This window comes from Novosphingobium sp. KN65.2 (assembly GCF_001368935.1).
GTDB classification, from domain to species: domain Bacteria; phylum Pseudomonadota; class Alphaproteobacteria; order Sphingomonadales; family Sphingomonadaceae; genus Novosphingobium; species Novosphingobium mathurense.
This window is the reverse complement of record NZ_CCBH010000133.1, coordinates 1-15202: the sequence shown is the minus strand read 5'-3', so window position 1 is coordinate 15202 and position 15202 is coordinate 1. Positions and strand designations below refer to the sequence as shown.

At 62.1% G+C, this 15202-nt stretch carries 19 protein-coding genes; all 19 read left to right on the top strand.

What is annotated here, in order from left to right:
- The first annotated feature begins 2 nt into the window (after positions 1-2).
- A complete protein-coding gene (locus SPHV1_RS05160; protein WP_054944975.1) occupies positions 3-1703 on the top strand; it encodes a terminase large subunit in 1701 nt (566 codons plus the stop codon).
- Entirely contained in the window at positions 1703-2983 is a 1281-nt protein-coding gene (locus SPHV1_RS05155; RefSeq protein ID WP_054944974.1) for a phage portal protein, read from the top strand. The genes SPHV1_RS05160 and SPHV1_RS05155 overlap by 1 nt, the downstream gene beginning before the upstream one ends.
- Entirely contained in the window at positions 2970-3818 is an 849-nt protein-coding gene (locus SPHV1_RS05150) for a head maturation protease, ClpP-related (protein ID WP_054944973.1), read from the top strand. The genes SPHV1_RS05155 and SPHV1_RS05150 overlap by 14 nt, the downstream gene beginning before the upstream one ends.
- An 11-nt stretch (positions 3819-3829) precedes the next feature.
- Positions 3830-5245 (top strand): phage major capsid protein, encoded by a 1416-nt coding sequence (locus SPHV1_RS05145; RefSeq protein WP_082430838.1) that lies wholly within the window; start codon positions 3830-3832, stop codon positions 5243-5245.
- 89 nt (positions 5246-5334) lie between these two features.
- A complete protein-coding gene (locus tag SPHV1_RS05140) occupies positions 5335-5772 on the top strand; it encodes a hypothetical protein (protein WP_054944972.1) in 438 nt (145 codons plus the stop codon).
- 67 nt (positions 5773-5839) lie between these two features.
- On the top strand, positions 5840-6418 hold the full coding sequence (locus SPHV1_RS05135) for a head-tail connector protein (RefSeq protein WP_054944971.1): 579 nt from the start codon (positions 5840-5842) through the stop codon (positions 6416-6418).
- Complete coding sequence (locus SPHV1_RS05130; RefSeq protein ID WP_054944970.1) at positions 6418-6768, top strand: phage head closure protein; 351 nt, start codon at positions 6418-6420, stop codon at positions 6766-6768. The genes SPHV1_RS05135 and SPHV1_RS05130 overlap by 1 nt, the downstream gene beginning before the upstream one ends.
- Entirely contained in the window at positions 6765-6941 is a 177-nt protein-coding gene (locus tag SPHV1_RS24875; RefSeq protein WP_156367252.1) for a hypothetical protein, read from the top strand. The genes SPHV1_RS05130 and SPHV1_RS24875 overlap by 4 nt, the downstream gene beginning before the upstream one ends.
- Positions 6938-7570 (top strand): HK97-gp10 family putative phage morphogenesis protein, encoded by a 633-nt coding sequence (locus SPHV1_RS05125; protein ID WP_054944969.1) that lies wholly within the window; start codon positions 6938-6940, stop codon positions 7568-7570. The genes SPHV1_RS24875 and SPHV1_RS05125 overlap by 4 nt, the downstream gene beginning before the upstream one ends.
- Positions 7570-7974 carry a DUF3168 domain-containing protein gene (locus SPHV1_RS05120; protein WP_054944968.1) on the top strand — a complete coding sequence of 135 codons (405 nt, stop codon included), beginning with the start codon at positions 7570-7572 and terminating at the stop codon, positions 7972-7974. Before SPHV1_RS05125 ends, SPHV1_RS05120 begins: the two co-directional genes overlap by 1 nt.
- 1 nt (position 7975) lies before the next feature.
- Complete coding sequence (locus SPHV1_RS05115; RefSeq protein WP_054944967.1) at positions 7976-8167, top strand: hypothetical protein; 192 nt, start codon at positions 7976-7978, stop codon at positions 8165-8167.
- A 79-nt stretch (positions 8168-8246) separates the two neighbouring features.
- Positions 8247-8711 (top strand): hypothetical protein, encoded by a 465-nt coding sequence (locus tag SPHV1_RS05110; protein WP_054944966.1) that lies wholly within the window; start codon positions 8247-8249, stop codon positions 8709-8711.
- A gap of 105 nt (positions 8712-8816) precedes the next feature.
- Positions 8817-9239, top strand: coding sequence for a hypothetical protein (locus SPHV1_RS05105; RefSeq protein WP_054944965.1), 423 nt, complete (start codon positions 8817-8819; stop codon positions 9237-9239).
- Positions 9203-9685: a hypothetical protein gene (locus tag SPHV1_RS05100; protein ID WP_054944964.1), complete on the top strand. Its 483-nt coding sequence runs from the start codon at positions 9203-9205 to the stop codon at positions 9683-9685. Before SPHV1_RS05105 ends, SPHV1_RS05100 begins: the two co-directional genes overlap by 37 nt.
- Before the next feature lie 24 nt (positions 9686-9709).
- Positions 9710-12757, top strand: coding sequence for a phage tail length tape measure family protein (locus tag SPHV1_RS05095; RefSeq protein ID WP_054944963.1), 3048 nt, complete (start codon positions 9710-9712; stop codon positions 12755-12757).
- On the top strand, positions 12757-13812 hold the full coding sequence (locus SPHV1_RS05090) for a hypothetical protein (protein WP_054944962.1): 1056 nt from the start codon (positions 12757-12759) through the stop codon (positions 13810-13812). The genes SPHV1_RS05095 and SPHV1_RS05090 overlap by 1 nt, the downstream gene beginning before the upstream one ends.
- Entirely contained in the window at positions 13812-14657 is an 846-nt protein-coding gene (locus tag SPHV1_RS05085) for a hypothetical protein (RefSeq protein ID WP_054944961.1), read from the top strand. Before SPHV1_RS05090 ends, SPHV1_RS05085 begins: the two co-directional genes overlap by 1 nt.
- Positions 14657-14899 carry a hypothetical protein gene (locus SPHV1_RS05080; RefSeq protein ID WP_054944960.1) on the top strand — a complete coding sequence of 81 codons (243 nt, stop codon included), beginning with the start codon at positions 14657-14659 and terminating at the stop codon, positions 14897-14899. Before SPHV1_RS05085 ends, SPHV1_RS05080 begins: the two co-directional genes overlap by 1 nt.
- Positions 14900-15202: hypothetical protein (locus SPHV1_RS05075; protein ID WP_054944959.1), on the top strand; the 303-nt coding region annotated here is incomplete at its 3' end.

Here is a 15202-nt window from a genome sequence, read left to right as displayed (position 1 = left end):
CTATGACCGAATGGAACTTCGCGTGCCCGGACTGGAAGGACCGGCTGCGCGAAGGGCGAAGCCTGATCCCTGATTTGCCGCTCGACCGAGAGATGGCAACGCGGGCGGTGCGGATCTTCAACAAGCTCCGCCTGCCCGATGTCGGGGACCGGCCCGAGATGCGGATCGCTGCTGGCGATTGGCAGCGTGACACGGTGGCGGCGCTCTTCGGGTCGCTACTGCCGGACGGCCGCCGCCGTGTCCGCAAGATCTTCGAGCTGGTCCCGAAGAAGAACTCGAAGACGACGAAGGCCGGTGCGATCGGCGTGACGGCCCTGTTGATGGACCCGGAGCCACGGCAGCCATATTACCTGTTCGGCCCGACGCAGGAGATTGCGCAGCGCGGCTTCAACCAGGCCGAGGGCATGATCCTCGCCGATCCGGTGCTGCGCCAACGGTTTCACATAAAGGCGCATCTGAAAACGATCGTCGACCGGGTGACGGAATCGACGCTCAAGGTGCAGACCTTCGACGAGAAGGTTTCAACCGGCGGCATCCCGAAGGGGGCGATCGTCGACGAGCTGCACATTCTCGGCAAGGTCCACTACGCAAGCCGCGTGCTGGGCCAGATCTGGGGCGGCATGGTCTCGCGACCAGGCGCGTTCCTCTACATGATCACGACGCAGTCGGATGAACCGCCTGCCGGCGTGTTCAAGGAAGAGTTGCAGCTGGCCCGCGCCGTTCGCGATGGCCGGGTGACGGGGGAGGCGGCGACCGTGCTGCCGATCCTTTACGAGTTTCCGGAAGAGTTTCAGACCGATCCGAAGCGGCCTTGGAAGGACCCGGCTTGCTGGCCGATGGTCCTGCCGAACCTCGGCCGGTCGGTGCAGATCGAACTGCTGCGCCCGCAATTCTTCGAGGCGGTAGAGAAGGGCGACGCTGAACTGGCGCGATGGTCGTCGCAGCACCTGAATATCGAGATCGGCCTTGGCCTGCATGCGCAGCGCTGGCGCGGTGCAGACTTCTGGCTTGCCGCTGGGGAACCGGGACTAACGCTGGAAGATCTGCTCGATCGCTGCGAGGTCGCAGTCTGCGGCATCGATGGCGGCGGGCTGGACGACTTGACCGGACTTGCTGTGCTCGGCCGCGAGCGGGAAACCGGCAATTGGCTGGCCTGGTGTCGGGCATGGGCCATGCGGGACGTGCTGGACCTGCGCAAGGACGTAGCGCCGCGGCTGCTAGACTTCGAGAAGCAGGGCACGTTGACGCTATGCGACAGTGCGACGCAGGATATTGATGAGGTGGCGGCGATTGTCGCCCAGGTGAACGCAAGTGGCCTGCTGCCTGAGAAGGGCGCGGTCGGTCTCGATCCGCTCGCGGTGGGCGGCCTGATCGATGCGCTGGTCGGCCAAGGCCTGACGGACGAGCAGCTCGTCGCGGTCGGGCAGGGATTCAAGCTTTCGTCGGCGGTGTGGAGTTCGGAGCGCAAGTTGCGCGACGGAACGCTGCGCCACGACGGCACGGACATGATGGCCTGGTGCGTTGGTAACGCCAAGGCCGAGCAGCGAGGTAACGCGGTGTACATCACCAAGGAAGCGGCAGGGAAGGCGAAGATCGACCCGCTGTGCGCGCTGTTCGACGCCGTCAAGTTGATGGAGCGCAACCCGGAGGCGGCAGGCAAGAACGTTTCACCTTATCGTGAACGCGGCTTCCTGGTGATCTGATGGGCTGGCTTGCGCAGATCTTCGGTCTCGAGCGCGACGGCAATGGTGGAATTCCATCGCCAGCCCCTCGCGCGATGTCGGGCGGTGCGACCGAGTTTGTCATCAACTCGCCCGCTGACCTTGAAGAGGCTCTCCGCCTTGGTAATGTTTCGGCATCAGGCCAGTCCGTCACGGCGGATTCGGCGATGCGCGTCGCCGCCGTGTTTGCATGTGTGCGAATTCGAGCTGGTGCCGTGGCGAACATGCCGCTGGGTATCAAGCGTCGCGTAGATGATCGAACCCGTGTCGATGCCACCGATCATCCCATGTGGATGGTGGTCAATCGTCGGCCGAACGTCTGGCAGAAGCCGGCGCAGTTCAAGCGAATGATGGAGGCCCATGTCCTCCTGCGCGGCAATGCCTATGCCTTCAAGGGTCGGAACATCAAAGGTCAGGTGACCTCGCTGACGCCGCTCCATCCAGATCGTGTCGAGCCACGCCAACTTGACGATCTGACGATGGAATACATCTGGACCCGGAAGAATGGGGCCAAGGTGACGTTCAAGCAGGACGAGATCCTGCACCTGATGGGATTGTCATTCGACGGCATCAAGGGTCTTTCGGTCATTGGCATGATGCGCGAAGCGGTCGGCATCGCCCTGGCCATGGAATCGCACGGCGGCACTGTGTTCCGCAACGGTGCCAACGTGACTGGCGCTTTGAAGCTCCCTGCAGGTCGGACGCTCAGCGAAGAACAGGCCGAGAAGCTCCGCGGCGAAATGGATCAGTTCCGCTCGGGCGGGGCACGAGAGGGGAAGGTCATCGTTCTCGAGGACGGCCTCGAGTTCCAGCAGATGGCTCTCTCGGCTGAAGACGCGCAATGGCTGGAAGCGCGCAAGTTCTCGCGTGGCGACATCGCCATGTTCTTCGGTGTACCGCCGCACATGATCGGGGACACCGAGAAGTCGACCAGCTGGGGGACGGGCATCGATGCCCAGTCACAGGGCTTCGTCAGCTACACGCTCGAGGATAGCCTCACGGCATGGGAAGAGGCCATCGGCCTCGACTGCCTGGACTGGGTGAAAAATCCGGAACTCTACGCGCGCTTCAACCGCAATGCCCTGGTGCGCGGTGACCTGAAGACGAGGTGGGAAGCCTACGTGAAGGGCCTGCAGTGGGGCGTGATGAGCCCGAATGACGTGCTCGCAAAGGAAGACGAGAATCCCCGCGAAGGCGGCGACATCTACTATCCGCCGCCGAATACGGCTGGCAAGACTGGAGACGGCAATGTCACTCCGTAACCTACCGCAGGCCCGCTGCCCGCAGCGGCCGCAGAATTTCCAGTGGGACGCGCCCTCCGACGCATTCGCTCGCTGGGCTGAAGGCCCGCAGGCAGCGACCAGCGACGATGCGACCACGATCTCCATCTATGACGTGATCGGCACCGACTGGTGGACCGGTGAAGGCGTAACTTCGAAACGCATCGCCGCCGCGCTGCGCTCGATCGGGGAACGCGACGTAACCGTGAACATCAATTCGCCGGGCGGGGACATGTTCGAGGGTATCGCGATCTACAACCTGCTCGCAGCACACAAGGCGAAAGTGACGGTCAATGTCATCAGCCTTGCGGCCAGTGCCGCTTCCATCATCGCGATGGCCGGAGATACGATCAACATGGGCGTCGGATCGTTCATGATGATCCACAATGCCTGGGGCGTTGTAGTCGGAAACCAGAACGATTTCCGCGATGCGGCCGATGTGTTCGCAGGCTTCGATGGTGCCCTGGCGGATATCTACGAGGCCAGGACCGGGATCAAGCGCGGCGAAATCGTTTCGCTGATGGATGCCGAGACCTTCATGGGTGCCGAGGATGCCATTCGTCGCGGCTTTGCTGACAGCACAATGGCTGATGAGCCTGCCGGTGAGACGGCAACCAATTCCATCGATCGCAACCTGTTGGCGCGCCGTACTACCGAGGCGGCGCTTGCCCGGGCCGGATTTTCTCGCGGGGATCGTCAGCAGATGATCGCTGCACTTGGAGGTGCCCAGCGTGATGCAAGCACTTCGCCCGCCGCGCGTGATGCAGGCAACCATCTAACGGGACTTCGCGCCCTTATCGCGACCCTCCAAATCTAGAGGAATCTCACATGAAGATGTTCCACTTGGTGGCGGCTCTCGCAGTCGCCTGTTTCGCCCTGTTCGGCGCGCCGGCTATGGCTGCCGATGTGATCGGGCACAGTGCTCATTCGCTCAACCATCTCGGGATGATCGGCTTGGGTGGCGTTCTCGGCGCTGCCGGCGCCGCCGATGCTACCCAGCGTATTCGCGGCATCATTCGCGCCCGTGCCGATGCTCCCGACATCAACGCCACGATTGCCGAACTGAACCGGACCTTCGCTGCTTTTCGCGAGCAGAATGACCGTCGCCTGGCTGACCTCGAAAGTGGTCGCGAGGATGTGGTCACCAACGAGCATGTCGATCGCATCAACGCCTCGGTCACTGAGCTGACGCAGGCAGTCGAAGCGCAGCAGGAAACGATCAACGCCCTGCGGATCGGCGGCGGTAGCGGCAACGCGCCCAGCGCTGAAGCGCGCGAGCACACGCAGGCCTTCAACACCTGGTTCCGCCGCGGCGTCAACGAGTCGGCGCTTTCGGACCTGCAGGTTCGTGCGGGGCTTACCACCCAGAACGATCCGGACGGCGGATACCTGGTCCCGGAGGAGATGGATCGCACCATCTCGCGCGTACTCGGCACGGTCTCGGCCATGCGCGGGCTTGCGCGAGTGGTGATGGTCTCGGCACAGGAATATGCCGCGCTGGTCAGCCAGGGTGGCACGAATTCGGGCTGGGTGGGCGAGGAAGATGCTCGCCCCGAGACCGATACGCCGACCCTGTCGAAGATTGTCGTCAACAGCGGCGAGATCTACGCCAATCCCGCAGCAACCCAGCGCTCGCTCGACGATGGCTTTTTTGATGTTGCCGCATGGCTCGCCGAAGAGGTCTCGATCGAGTTCGCCGAGGCGGAAGGCGCGGCCTTCATTTCGGGCAATGGCATCAACAAGCCGAAGGGCATCCTGTCGTATGACACCGTGGCGAACGCAAGCTACGCTTGGGGCAAGCTCGGGTTTGTCGTGACCGGCGGAGCTGCCGCTTTTGCTGCCTCCAACCCGGCCGATGCGCTCTTCGACCTCTACTACAGCTTGAAGGCTGGATACCGTAACGGTGCCGGGTTCCTCACGAGCGACGCTGTTCTGGGCACCATCCGCAAGTTCAAGGATGGCCAGGGCAACTACCTCTGGGCGCCGCCGACCGCAGACATGCCGGCGAGCATCATCGGCAAGCCTGTCTACACCGACGACAACATGCCGGCGCTGGGTGCCAACGAATTCCCTGTCGCTTTCGGCAACTTCCAGCGTGGCTATATGATTGCCGATCGACTGGGCGTTCGCGTCCTGCGCGATCCCTTCACCAACAAGCCGAACGTGCACTTCTATACCACGAAGCGCGTCGGCGGTGCGGTCACCAACTACGAGGCGATCAAGCTCCTCAAGTGCTCGACCTGACGGTTTGAGCTTCTGAACGGCAGCCCCGGTCTCGGCCGGGGCTGTAGCCGGCCTCGCCGGTGTATCTCATCCCCTGCGGGAGAATTTCGATGCGTGATCTTCATTCCAACGTCGCTCTGGCGACGCTGATCGGCGCCGCCTCGTTGGCGGCTGACAATACCCCGGGTGCAGTTGACCTGCTTGGTTACAGCTCGGCCGAAATTGCCCTTGCCATCGGTATCGGCGGCATCACGTTCACTAGCTCGAACAAGATCGAGTTCGTGCTGACGCACTCGGACGACGATTCGACCTATACGGCGGTCACCGATGACGACATGATCGGTGTTACCGGCATTTCCAGCGGCATCATCAAGTCGCTGACTTCGGCCCATGCGGCAGCTGCCAGCTACCGTTACGGGTACAAGGGGGGCAAGCGCTACCTGAAGTTGCTTGCCGATTTCAGCGGCACCCACGGCGCCGGCACGCCGATCGCTGCCATGGTGATCAAGGGCAACCCTGAAGTTGCTCCGGTCGCTGACCAGGCCTGATCGGCAGCCATGAACAGCAGGCCCGGCGCGGACACGTGCCGCGCCGGGATCTACTGACGAGGTTTCCATGATCTTCGAGCTGCTGCACGCGCCCTATGCCAGCGAGTACGGCGAAGCATTGCTTCCGCTGGCCACGTGCAAGGAGCAGCTGAAGGTCGACATCACTGATGATGACGACTTGATCGCAATCTTGCGTGATGCGGCTCTGGAATTCGTCGAGCAGTATTGCTCGCTTCGCCTGAAGGAGACGGCCGGCCTGATCTGGAAGGCAGAGCGCTTTCCGTGCGTCGGCCAGTCCATCAAGTTGGGTGTCGGGCCGGTCTCGGCCATCACGGCGATCGAATGGCTCGATGGTGATGGTGCGACGGTGAACGGCACGCTTTCCGACTATCGTCTCGGCCTGCATAACGAGGTGCTGCCAGCAATCGGCGGCTCATGGCCATCGAACGTGGGCGGCGGCGTGCAGATCACATTCACGGCCGGGTATGCGGATGACGCAGCGCCGTCCAGCCTGCTGCAGGCAGCAAGGATGTTCCTCGGTCACCTCTACATGTTCCGCGAGGCGGTGACCGATCGGGGGACCGAGGCAGAGGTGCCATTCGGTGTCCGTCAGCTCTGCTCTCGTTTCCGTGGAGTGGTGATCTGATGCGTTTGTCAGCTGGGGATCTGGATCGCCGGATCACATTCCAGTCCCGCAGCGAAACGCAGGGCGGCGCGCACAATCGCAAGACCGTGAACTGGGTGAACTTCGCGACGATGTGGGCGCAGGTGCAGGACACGCTGCCCAGTCGCGCGGAGAGCATCGATGACAACATGGCCATACAGCGCCGGCCGTGCCGTATTCGCTGCCGGTTCCGTGAGGACATCACCTCCGACATGCGCATCATCTACGGCAGCCGGACGCTGCGGATCATTTCTGGGCCCGTTGAAATCGGCCGTCGGGAAGGTCTGGAACTGATGGCGGAAGAGTATTCAACCGAAGGGACAGCACCGTGAAAGCTGAGATCTCGATGCCCAAGCTGATGAAGCAGATCAGCATCAAAGCAGTCGTGACCGGCGCAAGGCAGGTCCGGTTCCGGATCTGGCTGGGCACAAAAGTGATGCTCTTGGCAGCCTGGATCATCGGTTGCTCGATCGAGATCGACACAACGCAGGAAGGTGACCAGTGAGCCGCGATTTTCCGGTCAATGGGCTGAAGGAACTCGACGCGTTCCTCTCTGCGTTGCCGGCGAACATGCAGAAGGGTGCCTATCGTGCCGGGCTCACGGCAGCTGCTGCTGTTGTTCGTGATGAGGCTCGCATGCTCGCATCGCGATCTTCCGGCAAAATGGCTAGGGCCATAAAATCTGGTTCGCCGAGACAGAATCAGGACGGGTCATTCTCGATCACGGTTCGTCTTGATCCCAAATCACCGCATGCGTTCATTGGCGTATTCCAGGAATACGGTGTGGCACCGCATCTCATCAGCGCTGGCGACGCCTCAGTAACCACCCGATCGCTGAACAAGCGTGCGAAAAAGAGCGGCGTACTGAAGAAAATGGATAATGGTCTGATCCGCGTTGGTGGATACGACTATATGAATGGTCCGCGTGGACAGCGCACCAGCGCAGATACGCTGAAGATCCGAGACGCGTTTATCGGCGGTGCCGTCTTCCATCCCGGGCACGCTGCCCACCCGTTCATGCGCCCAGCACTAGACATAAAAGCAGATGAAGCGATCAAGGCCTTTGCCTCGAAAATTCGCGATTACCTTGAAGGAAAGACTGGCTTTGCAGTGCCGGTTGACGAGGCGGACTGATGGACGGCTGCGCGGCGCTCGTGGCAGTCGCGATCGCGGACGCGGCCCTGACTGCGCTCGTCCCTGCTGCGAAGATCATGGCTGGCCCGTTGCCGCAGGGTACGAGCTTGCCGGCGATTACCTTTCGGCGTGTGTCGACCACGACGCGCAGCACGCTCGTGAAGGGAGCGACGACTTTCGTCCGCGAGCGAGTGCAGGGCACTGTCCATGCGGTAGACTATGACAGCCAGACCACGATCCAGAAGGCCCTTATCAAGGCGGCGCATGCCACCTTTCCCGATGTCACCGGGCTTATCAATGTGACGGTCCACCACGACAGCGGCGGCCCGGACTTCATGAACGAGGAAGCCAGCATCTACCTCGGCAGCGAGGACTTCCGCGTCACCTACAGCGAGGAGCGCTAGAATGACCGCGAAGAAGAAGGGAGCGCTGGTTAGGGCAGTCGCTCTTCGAAGGTTTAAGATTGCGATCAGGGGCAAGAAGGAGCCGAGGGCCGTAAAGAAAGACGCGGTCCTGTCTTTGCCCGCGGCCCAGTTCGACGATTTTGAAGCGGTTGGCCTGGTCAAGCGTGCGCCCGCAGCCGAGCCCGCAGAGTAGGCTGATCGCCCAGTAGTTTGCCAATCCCGGCAAAGTCCCGCCCGCTTCGCGCGGGCTTTTTCGTGCATGGAGCAGTTAGATGAATGCGATTACTTCGGCCGGGACCACTCTCGGCATTTCGGCCGGCGCGCCCGCGACCTTCAACCAGGCGGGCTTCGAGGCGCTGACTTTTACTGGTATCGGCGAAGTCACGAGCATCGATGGCGACCTTGGCCGTGTCTACAATCTTGTGACGCACAATCCGCTGGCGACCCGCGCGACGGTGAAGAAGAAGGGCTCATACAATTCCGGCTCGGTTACGCTTCAGCTCGCGATCGACCGCGATGATGCAGGCCAGGTGCTGGCTCTTGCCGCCCGGGATAGCGATGCGAACTACTCGTTCGAGCTGACCTTGCAGGATGGCACTGTCATCTATTTCCAGGGCCTCGTGATGAGCTTCCCGATCAACGCCGGCAACGTCGACTCGATCACTGCCGGCACAATCTCGATCGAGATCACGGCCGACGATTCCGGCAATGACTTCGTCGAGGTCGCCGCGGCCTGATCCTGATCAGATCCGTGAATCTTGGCCCGCCCCGCGCGGGCTTTTTCATGTCCGGCCCGCCGTCACGGAGGCGGGTCGGACGCCCTTCCGTGAAAGGATAATATCATGGCAATCGATCTCTCGCAGAAGCTGATGCCGACGATCGGCATGGTCGCGATCAAAAACGCCGATGGCTCGCCCATGCTGGACGGCGACGGCAAGCCCGCCTTTGCCCGCATGCATACGCCTGCGTCGAAGACCTGGGAGGTGGCGCACGCCAGCCAGCGCCGCAAGAGCATGCGCCGTGTCCGCGAACATGGTGGCCGGATCGAAGCGGTCGCGGACGACCTGCAGGACACGATCGAGTTTCTCGTCGCCGTCACTGAGGAATTCGTGAACGTCGCGATGCCGCTGCCGGAAGGACAGACCGGCGCAAAGGCCCTTGTCCGTGCGATCTACGAGAATCCGCAGCTCGGCTACATCCGCGACCAGATGGAAGCCAACAGCAAGGATTGGGGCGCTTTTTTGGATCAGTCGGAGAGCAACTGACGCTCTTCGTCCAGCAGCTGGCGTGGCTCAACACCGCGCCGGACAAGCGCAAGGGCGACAAGAAGGACGCCCGGCTAAACCCGACGCGGCGAGAAACCCTGTTCAAGCAGGGCGCGCCGATCCACCTGCCGGACAATCCCGCCCCGCACATCACCGACTGGCTGATCGATATCGGGCCCATCATGGGCGACGATGCTATCGGGTGGCGGGACATGACCGCGTGGCAGGAACTGACCGGCATCGCACTGCAGCCCTGGGAGGCGCGGGAGATCCGCCGCCTCTCCAAGGTCTACATCAACCAGTACCATGATGCCCGGGCTCCCGATTGCCCGGCGCCGTGGGCCGGCGCTCACGCCGACATCGTGAGCAACCGCGACCGTGTGAACAGTCAGGTTCGCGCGGTCTTCAGTGGCATGCGCAAGGTCGGTTCCCGCCGGCCCGATTAATCCAGGCGATCGAAGGAGGCGAGAATGGCAGGAGGTGTCCCCGCAGGCCGTCTCGGTATCGAAATCTATGCCGAAATCGCCCGGTTGCAGGCCGATCTCGACAAGGCGAAGCGTGCGGTCAAGGCCGCCTCCAAGCAGATCGCTGACGATGCCAAGCACGCCAACGACAATCTCGGCAATATGGGCAGCGGCCTGCGATCCGCGAACGACAACCTGTCGCGTTTCGGCGGTACGTCCCGTCTTGCCAGTCACCATGTCCAGAACCTCGCCTTCCAGTTCCAGGATATGGCCATTGGCTTGCAGGGCGGGCAAAAACCTCTGACCGTCTTCCTGCAGCAGGGCTCCCAGATCGCAGGCGTTATGGCGCAGGCCGGCATCGGTGTTGGCGGGCTGGTCCGGCAGATCGGCAGCATGGTGCTAGGGTTTGCTGCCGCGCATCCGATCCTGCTTGCCGTTGGCGCGGGAATCGGCGTGGCGTCGGTGGCGTTCAAGGGATTCACCGACATCCTCGAGAACAAGGCGCCGGTCGAGGACTACATCAAGACCCTCGGGTTGACCGATGAGGAGGCCAAGAAGCTCACCGACACGCATGTCACGCTGGGAGATACCGCGAAGGCGGCATGGGACACGATCAAGGAAGCCTTGGGGCTCGAGGATGTGTTCAGCACGCTTAAGGGCTGGGTCAGCGATGCCGCGAAGTGGCTCTATGACCAGTTCAAGAACGCCACGGCTTCTGTCTACGGCGCGTTCAAGGCAACCTATGACAACATCGGCTATATCTGGGAAAACCTGCCTGCGCTGGTCGGCGATGCGATGCGCTATGCCGTCAACGTCTCGATCGAGCGGCTGCAGTTCCTGGTCAATGCCGGCATCATCGCTCTCAATGCCATGGCGGACAAGGCCAACGACGTTTTCGGGACCGACTTCGGCCACCTCAACAAGATCGACCTTGGCGGGCTGAAACTTCAGTACAGCGCCGCCGGGCAGGAGCTGGGCGCTCGCTTCCAGTCGTCCTACAATGCGGCCCGATCCGAGGCGATGGCTGCATTCGGTCGCTTCGAGGACCGTGTGATCGCCAACCGCAATGCGCGCCTGCTCGCGCAGGCAAAGGAGCTGATCGACAAGCGCAAGGATGCGGCGACGAAGGCAGCCAAGGATACTGCGGACAAGGAAAAGGAGGTCTGGGACTTCCTTGCCGAGTGGCAGACCGGCCTGCTCAGTTCCGTGGAGAAGCAGCTCGAAGCCAACCAGGCGGCAGACTGGAAGGAATTCACCGACGCGCTGGCCAATGATGGCAGGTTCGCGTGGGAAGAGAATGAGCGGGCTGCCATGGACGCCAAGCGCGCAGCCGATGCATATGCGGACAGCATTGGCAACCTGATCGGCATGCTCGGGAATCTTGGTTCCATGGGGCAAGGGATCGGGGCCTTGCTCGGCGTCTTTAACGGACAGACTTCCGCGATCGGCGGTCCGATCGGCGAGCTGCTCAACATGGGCACGGGGCAGACGCGTTATGACGACCGGCTCAATCGGGAAGTGGCCATCACCATCGGCGACGAGGTCAGCAAGATCTTCAAGGCCAACGGTGACTTCGCGAAGACGTTCTCGGGCATCCTGCAGAGCGCCGGCACTGGCATGATCGCCGGCAGCGCCGTCTTCGGCAAACAGTCGTCGAGCGAGAAGGTTGGCTCGGCCATCGGTGGTGTGCTGGGCAAGGAAGCCGGGAAGGCGCTGGGTAAGGTGGTTGGGGGCACGCTGGGCAAGGCACTAGGGCCGCTCGGCTCGATCGCCGGGGGCATCCTTGGCAGCGTCATTGGCGGGCTGTTCAAGTCGGTGAAGTGGGGCCGCGTGGACCTGTCATCGCAGGGTGTCTCGGCGACGCAGGGCAACAGCGACTCCTCTGAGCGTGCCGCGCTTGCTGCGGGCAACAGCATTTTCGGTTCGCTCACCGATATTGCGGATGCGTTCGGCGGTACCGTCGGGGACTTCGGTTCGATTTCTGTCGGGGTGCGCCATGGCGACTATCGCGTGAATACGGGCGGCACCTCGCTCAAGAAGAAGAACGGTGCTGTCGACTTTGATCAGGACGCTGAGGCTGCGATTGCCTATGCCATCCAGGAGGCCATCAAGCGCGGCGCGATCGATGGCATCCGAGCGAGCACGCAGAACCTGCTCAAGTCTTCCGACGACCTGCAGAAGAATCTCGAGAAGGCGCTCAGCTTTGAGAACGTCTTCAAGCAACTGGAAAGCCTGCGCGATCCGCTCGGCTATGCGCTCGACGAACTGCAGACCGAGTTTGACCGGCTCCGCAAGATCTTCGACGAGGCCGGCGCGTCGGCGCAGGAATATGCCGACCTCGAGGAACTGCTCGCCCGCAAGCGGCAGGAGATCATCGATGACCAGGCGCAGAAGGCCATCGACGACCTTGCCGATCGTAACTCGCTGGAAGTCCAGATCCTCCAGATGCTTGGCCGTTCGGAAGAAGCGGTTTCGCTCGCGCGACTGCAGGAACTGGCTGCGATGAAGGAATCGCTGCGGCCCTTGCAGGAGATGGTCTATCAGCTCGAGGACGCGCAGGCGATCATCGACAAGTTCGGCCCGCTGGCCGACGACCTGCGCGCCTTCAAGCAGGAGCTGCTCGGCGGCGACGGCATCGCCAACAGCTTCGCCTACCTCACCGCCAAGTTTCGCGACACGGCCGCGCTGGCCAAGGCCGGCAATGCCGAGGCGCTGGCCAATCTGCGCGGCGACGCGGGCGCCTATCTCGAGGCGGCCAAGGGCAATGCAGGGTCCGATCTCGATTATAGGCGCGCGCTCGGCGAAGTCCTCGCCGCGACCGATGCCGGCATCTTCGCGGCCGAGACGCAGGTCGACTACGGCCAGATGCAGATCGATGCGATCAACAACACCGCCGATATCCTCACCAGTATGCAGGATGAGCTGACCGCCTACGTCGATCGGCTCGTGAACCAGGGCGCGTTCGTCGAGCGGACCCTGCGCCGTGTCGAAGGCGAGGGCTGGCTGATCCGCACCGACAGTAACGAGCCGGTCCAGGTGGAGGTCGTTTCCTGATGCGCATCATTCGCCCAGCGACAATCGACAACCTCGATCTGACGCTGACCGCATCGAACGTGCCGGAGGCGCCGCCTGCGGCCTACTCGGGCGGCGCGTCATACGATGATGGTGATACCGCGTCCGACCTGCAGGGTGATGGGTACACCTATAAGGTCTACGAGAGCTTGCAGGACAGCAACTCCGGGAATGCCCTGACGGACACCATCTGGTGGCTCTACCTCGGCGAAACCTATGCCGAGTGGAATGTCGGCTCGACCTACGGCGTCAACTACATCGTCATCTCCAGTACGACGCATCATGCCTACCAGTCGCTGCAGGCTTCCAATACGGGCCACTCGTTGTCGGACGCGGCCTGGTGGCTCGATCTGGGCCCAACCAACCGGTACAAGATGTTCGACCAGTCGAACTCGTCGCAGACGCAGAACGGCGACACGATCGACGTGACGACGCAGGTCGACGGCCGTGCTGACAGCGTTTCAGTGCTGAACATGGTTGCGGCCACGGTGCAGATCATCATGCGCACCGTCGAGGATGGCGAACTCTATAACGAGACGTTCAATCTCGTGTCGAACAGCGGCGTCAACAACTGGTACGAGTATTTCTTCGAACCGGTGGTGCGCAAAGGCGACCTGACTGTTTATGACCTGCCGCTCAATGCCGATCCCGAGATCCAGGTGATCGTTTCCGATCCCGGCGACACAGCGAAAGTTGGATCGCTGGTCATTGGCCAGAGCCGCGACATTGGCGTGCTAATCCATCCCTCGAAGATCGGAATCACCGACTACAGCCGCAAGGAAACCAACGAGTTCGGCGACTTCACGATTGTCGAGCGCAACTTCGCGAAGCGGGCGACCTACAAGATCGTGATCGAGGAAGACAAGGCCGACGCTATCGCGGCGCTGCTCGCCCTTTACCGGGCAACCGCGGTCGTTTTCGTCGGTGTCGAATCCATCACCTCGACGTGGATCTACGGCTTCTACCGCGACTGGGAGATCGACTTTGCCGATCCCAACGAGGCCTATCTCAATATGGAATTGGAAGGTTTGACCTGATGCCGTTGCAGGATCTCACGTCGCCGCCCACGGCGCCTTCACGCAGCGACGATCCCGATCTGTTTATCGAGCGCGCCGATGATTTCGTGGCCTGGTTCGGGACGTTCGTTTCCGAAATGCAGACGTTGACGGCGCAGCTCGAAGCCACGGCAGCGCTGATCGCGGTGGCACCGGCATACGCCGACGCGGCGCTCAAGACGATCGCTGACAGTGGCCTGACGCCCGCTGCGGACAAGCTGCCCTATTTCAGCACCGCAAGCGCCGCCGCATTGGCGACACTCACCTCCTTCGGCCGCTCGCTGATCGATGATGCCGATGCATCGGCCGCGCGCACGACGCTCGAGTTGGGAAGCGCAGCGACCTCAAATACCAGCGCTTTCGATGCAGCAGGGACCGCCTCGGCAGCGGTGTCGTCTCACTCAAGCAGCACGAGCGGCATCCACGGCATTTCGGCCTTCATGGCTACCGTGCTTGACGATGCAGACGAAGCTGCCGCTCTCGCAACGCTGGGCGCACAATCCGGCCTCACCTTCACGAGCAATGCCAACGGCTACGCGATCGGCATCCCGATTGGCGGAACGACCTACTATCTGCAATTCGCGACGGGGGGGGCGCTGACCACGACTGAGGGCACGCAGACGATCACATGGCCGGTGATGTTCGGCACCGCATGTCTCTTTGCAGACGTGGGTACGAACATAGGCTCGGCCGGGAACAGTGCCGACCACGCCTTTCAGCTTGTCGGGACGCCGGGATTGTCGTCGGCGACGGTCTACCTCCAGCGTTACGGTGGCGGCGACTGGACTGATTCTGTCAGGCCGCTCCTTTGGGGCTTTGGCCACTGATGCGCAAGGAACTCATCGACCAGTTCGCGCACGTCTTTGCCGCCCTCGTCGCGCTCCTGCCGGCCGCGCTCTGGCCTGCCCCTGTATCGTTCGGATGGGCAGGATTCGCCTGCGGGTTCGTGCGCGAGATCACCGAGGAAGAAAAGATCACCGTGCCGCACTTCGCGCATGCGCTCGGTTCCTGGCGTGACCTGACGTTCTGGACCGTGGGCGGACTTATCGCAGGATTGGGAGTCTCGTAAATGCCGGCACCTGACATCACTCCGCTTCCCGATCCGCCGCTGCGTTCGGAAACACCGGCGACGTTTACGGCAAAGGCGGAGGCGTGGGTGGCCGCGCTTGTAGACTTCGTCACCGAAATAAATGCGTTTGGGGATTACTGGGACAGCTACTCTCCATCGCAACAGTACATCTGGTCGTTCTTCTTCACGACCACGCCCACGGACGGCGAAGTGCTTGCTTTGCATGTTGCTGGCGCGGACTTCACGATCCCGGCCGATTTCACCGCAGGGCTACAATCCAGCATCGGCACCAATCCGACGAGT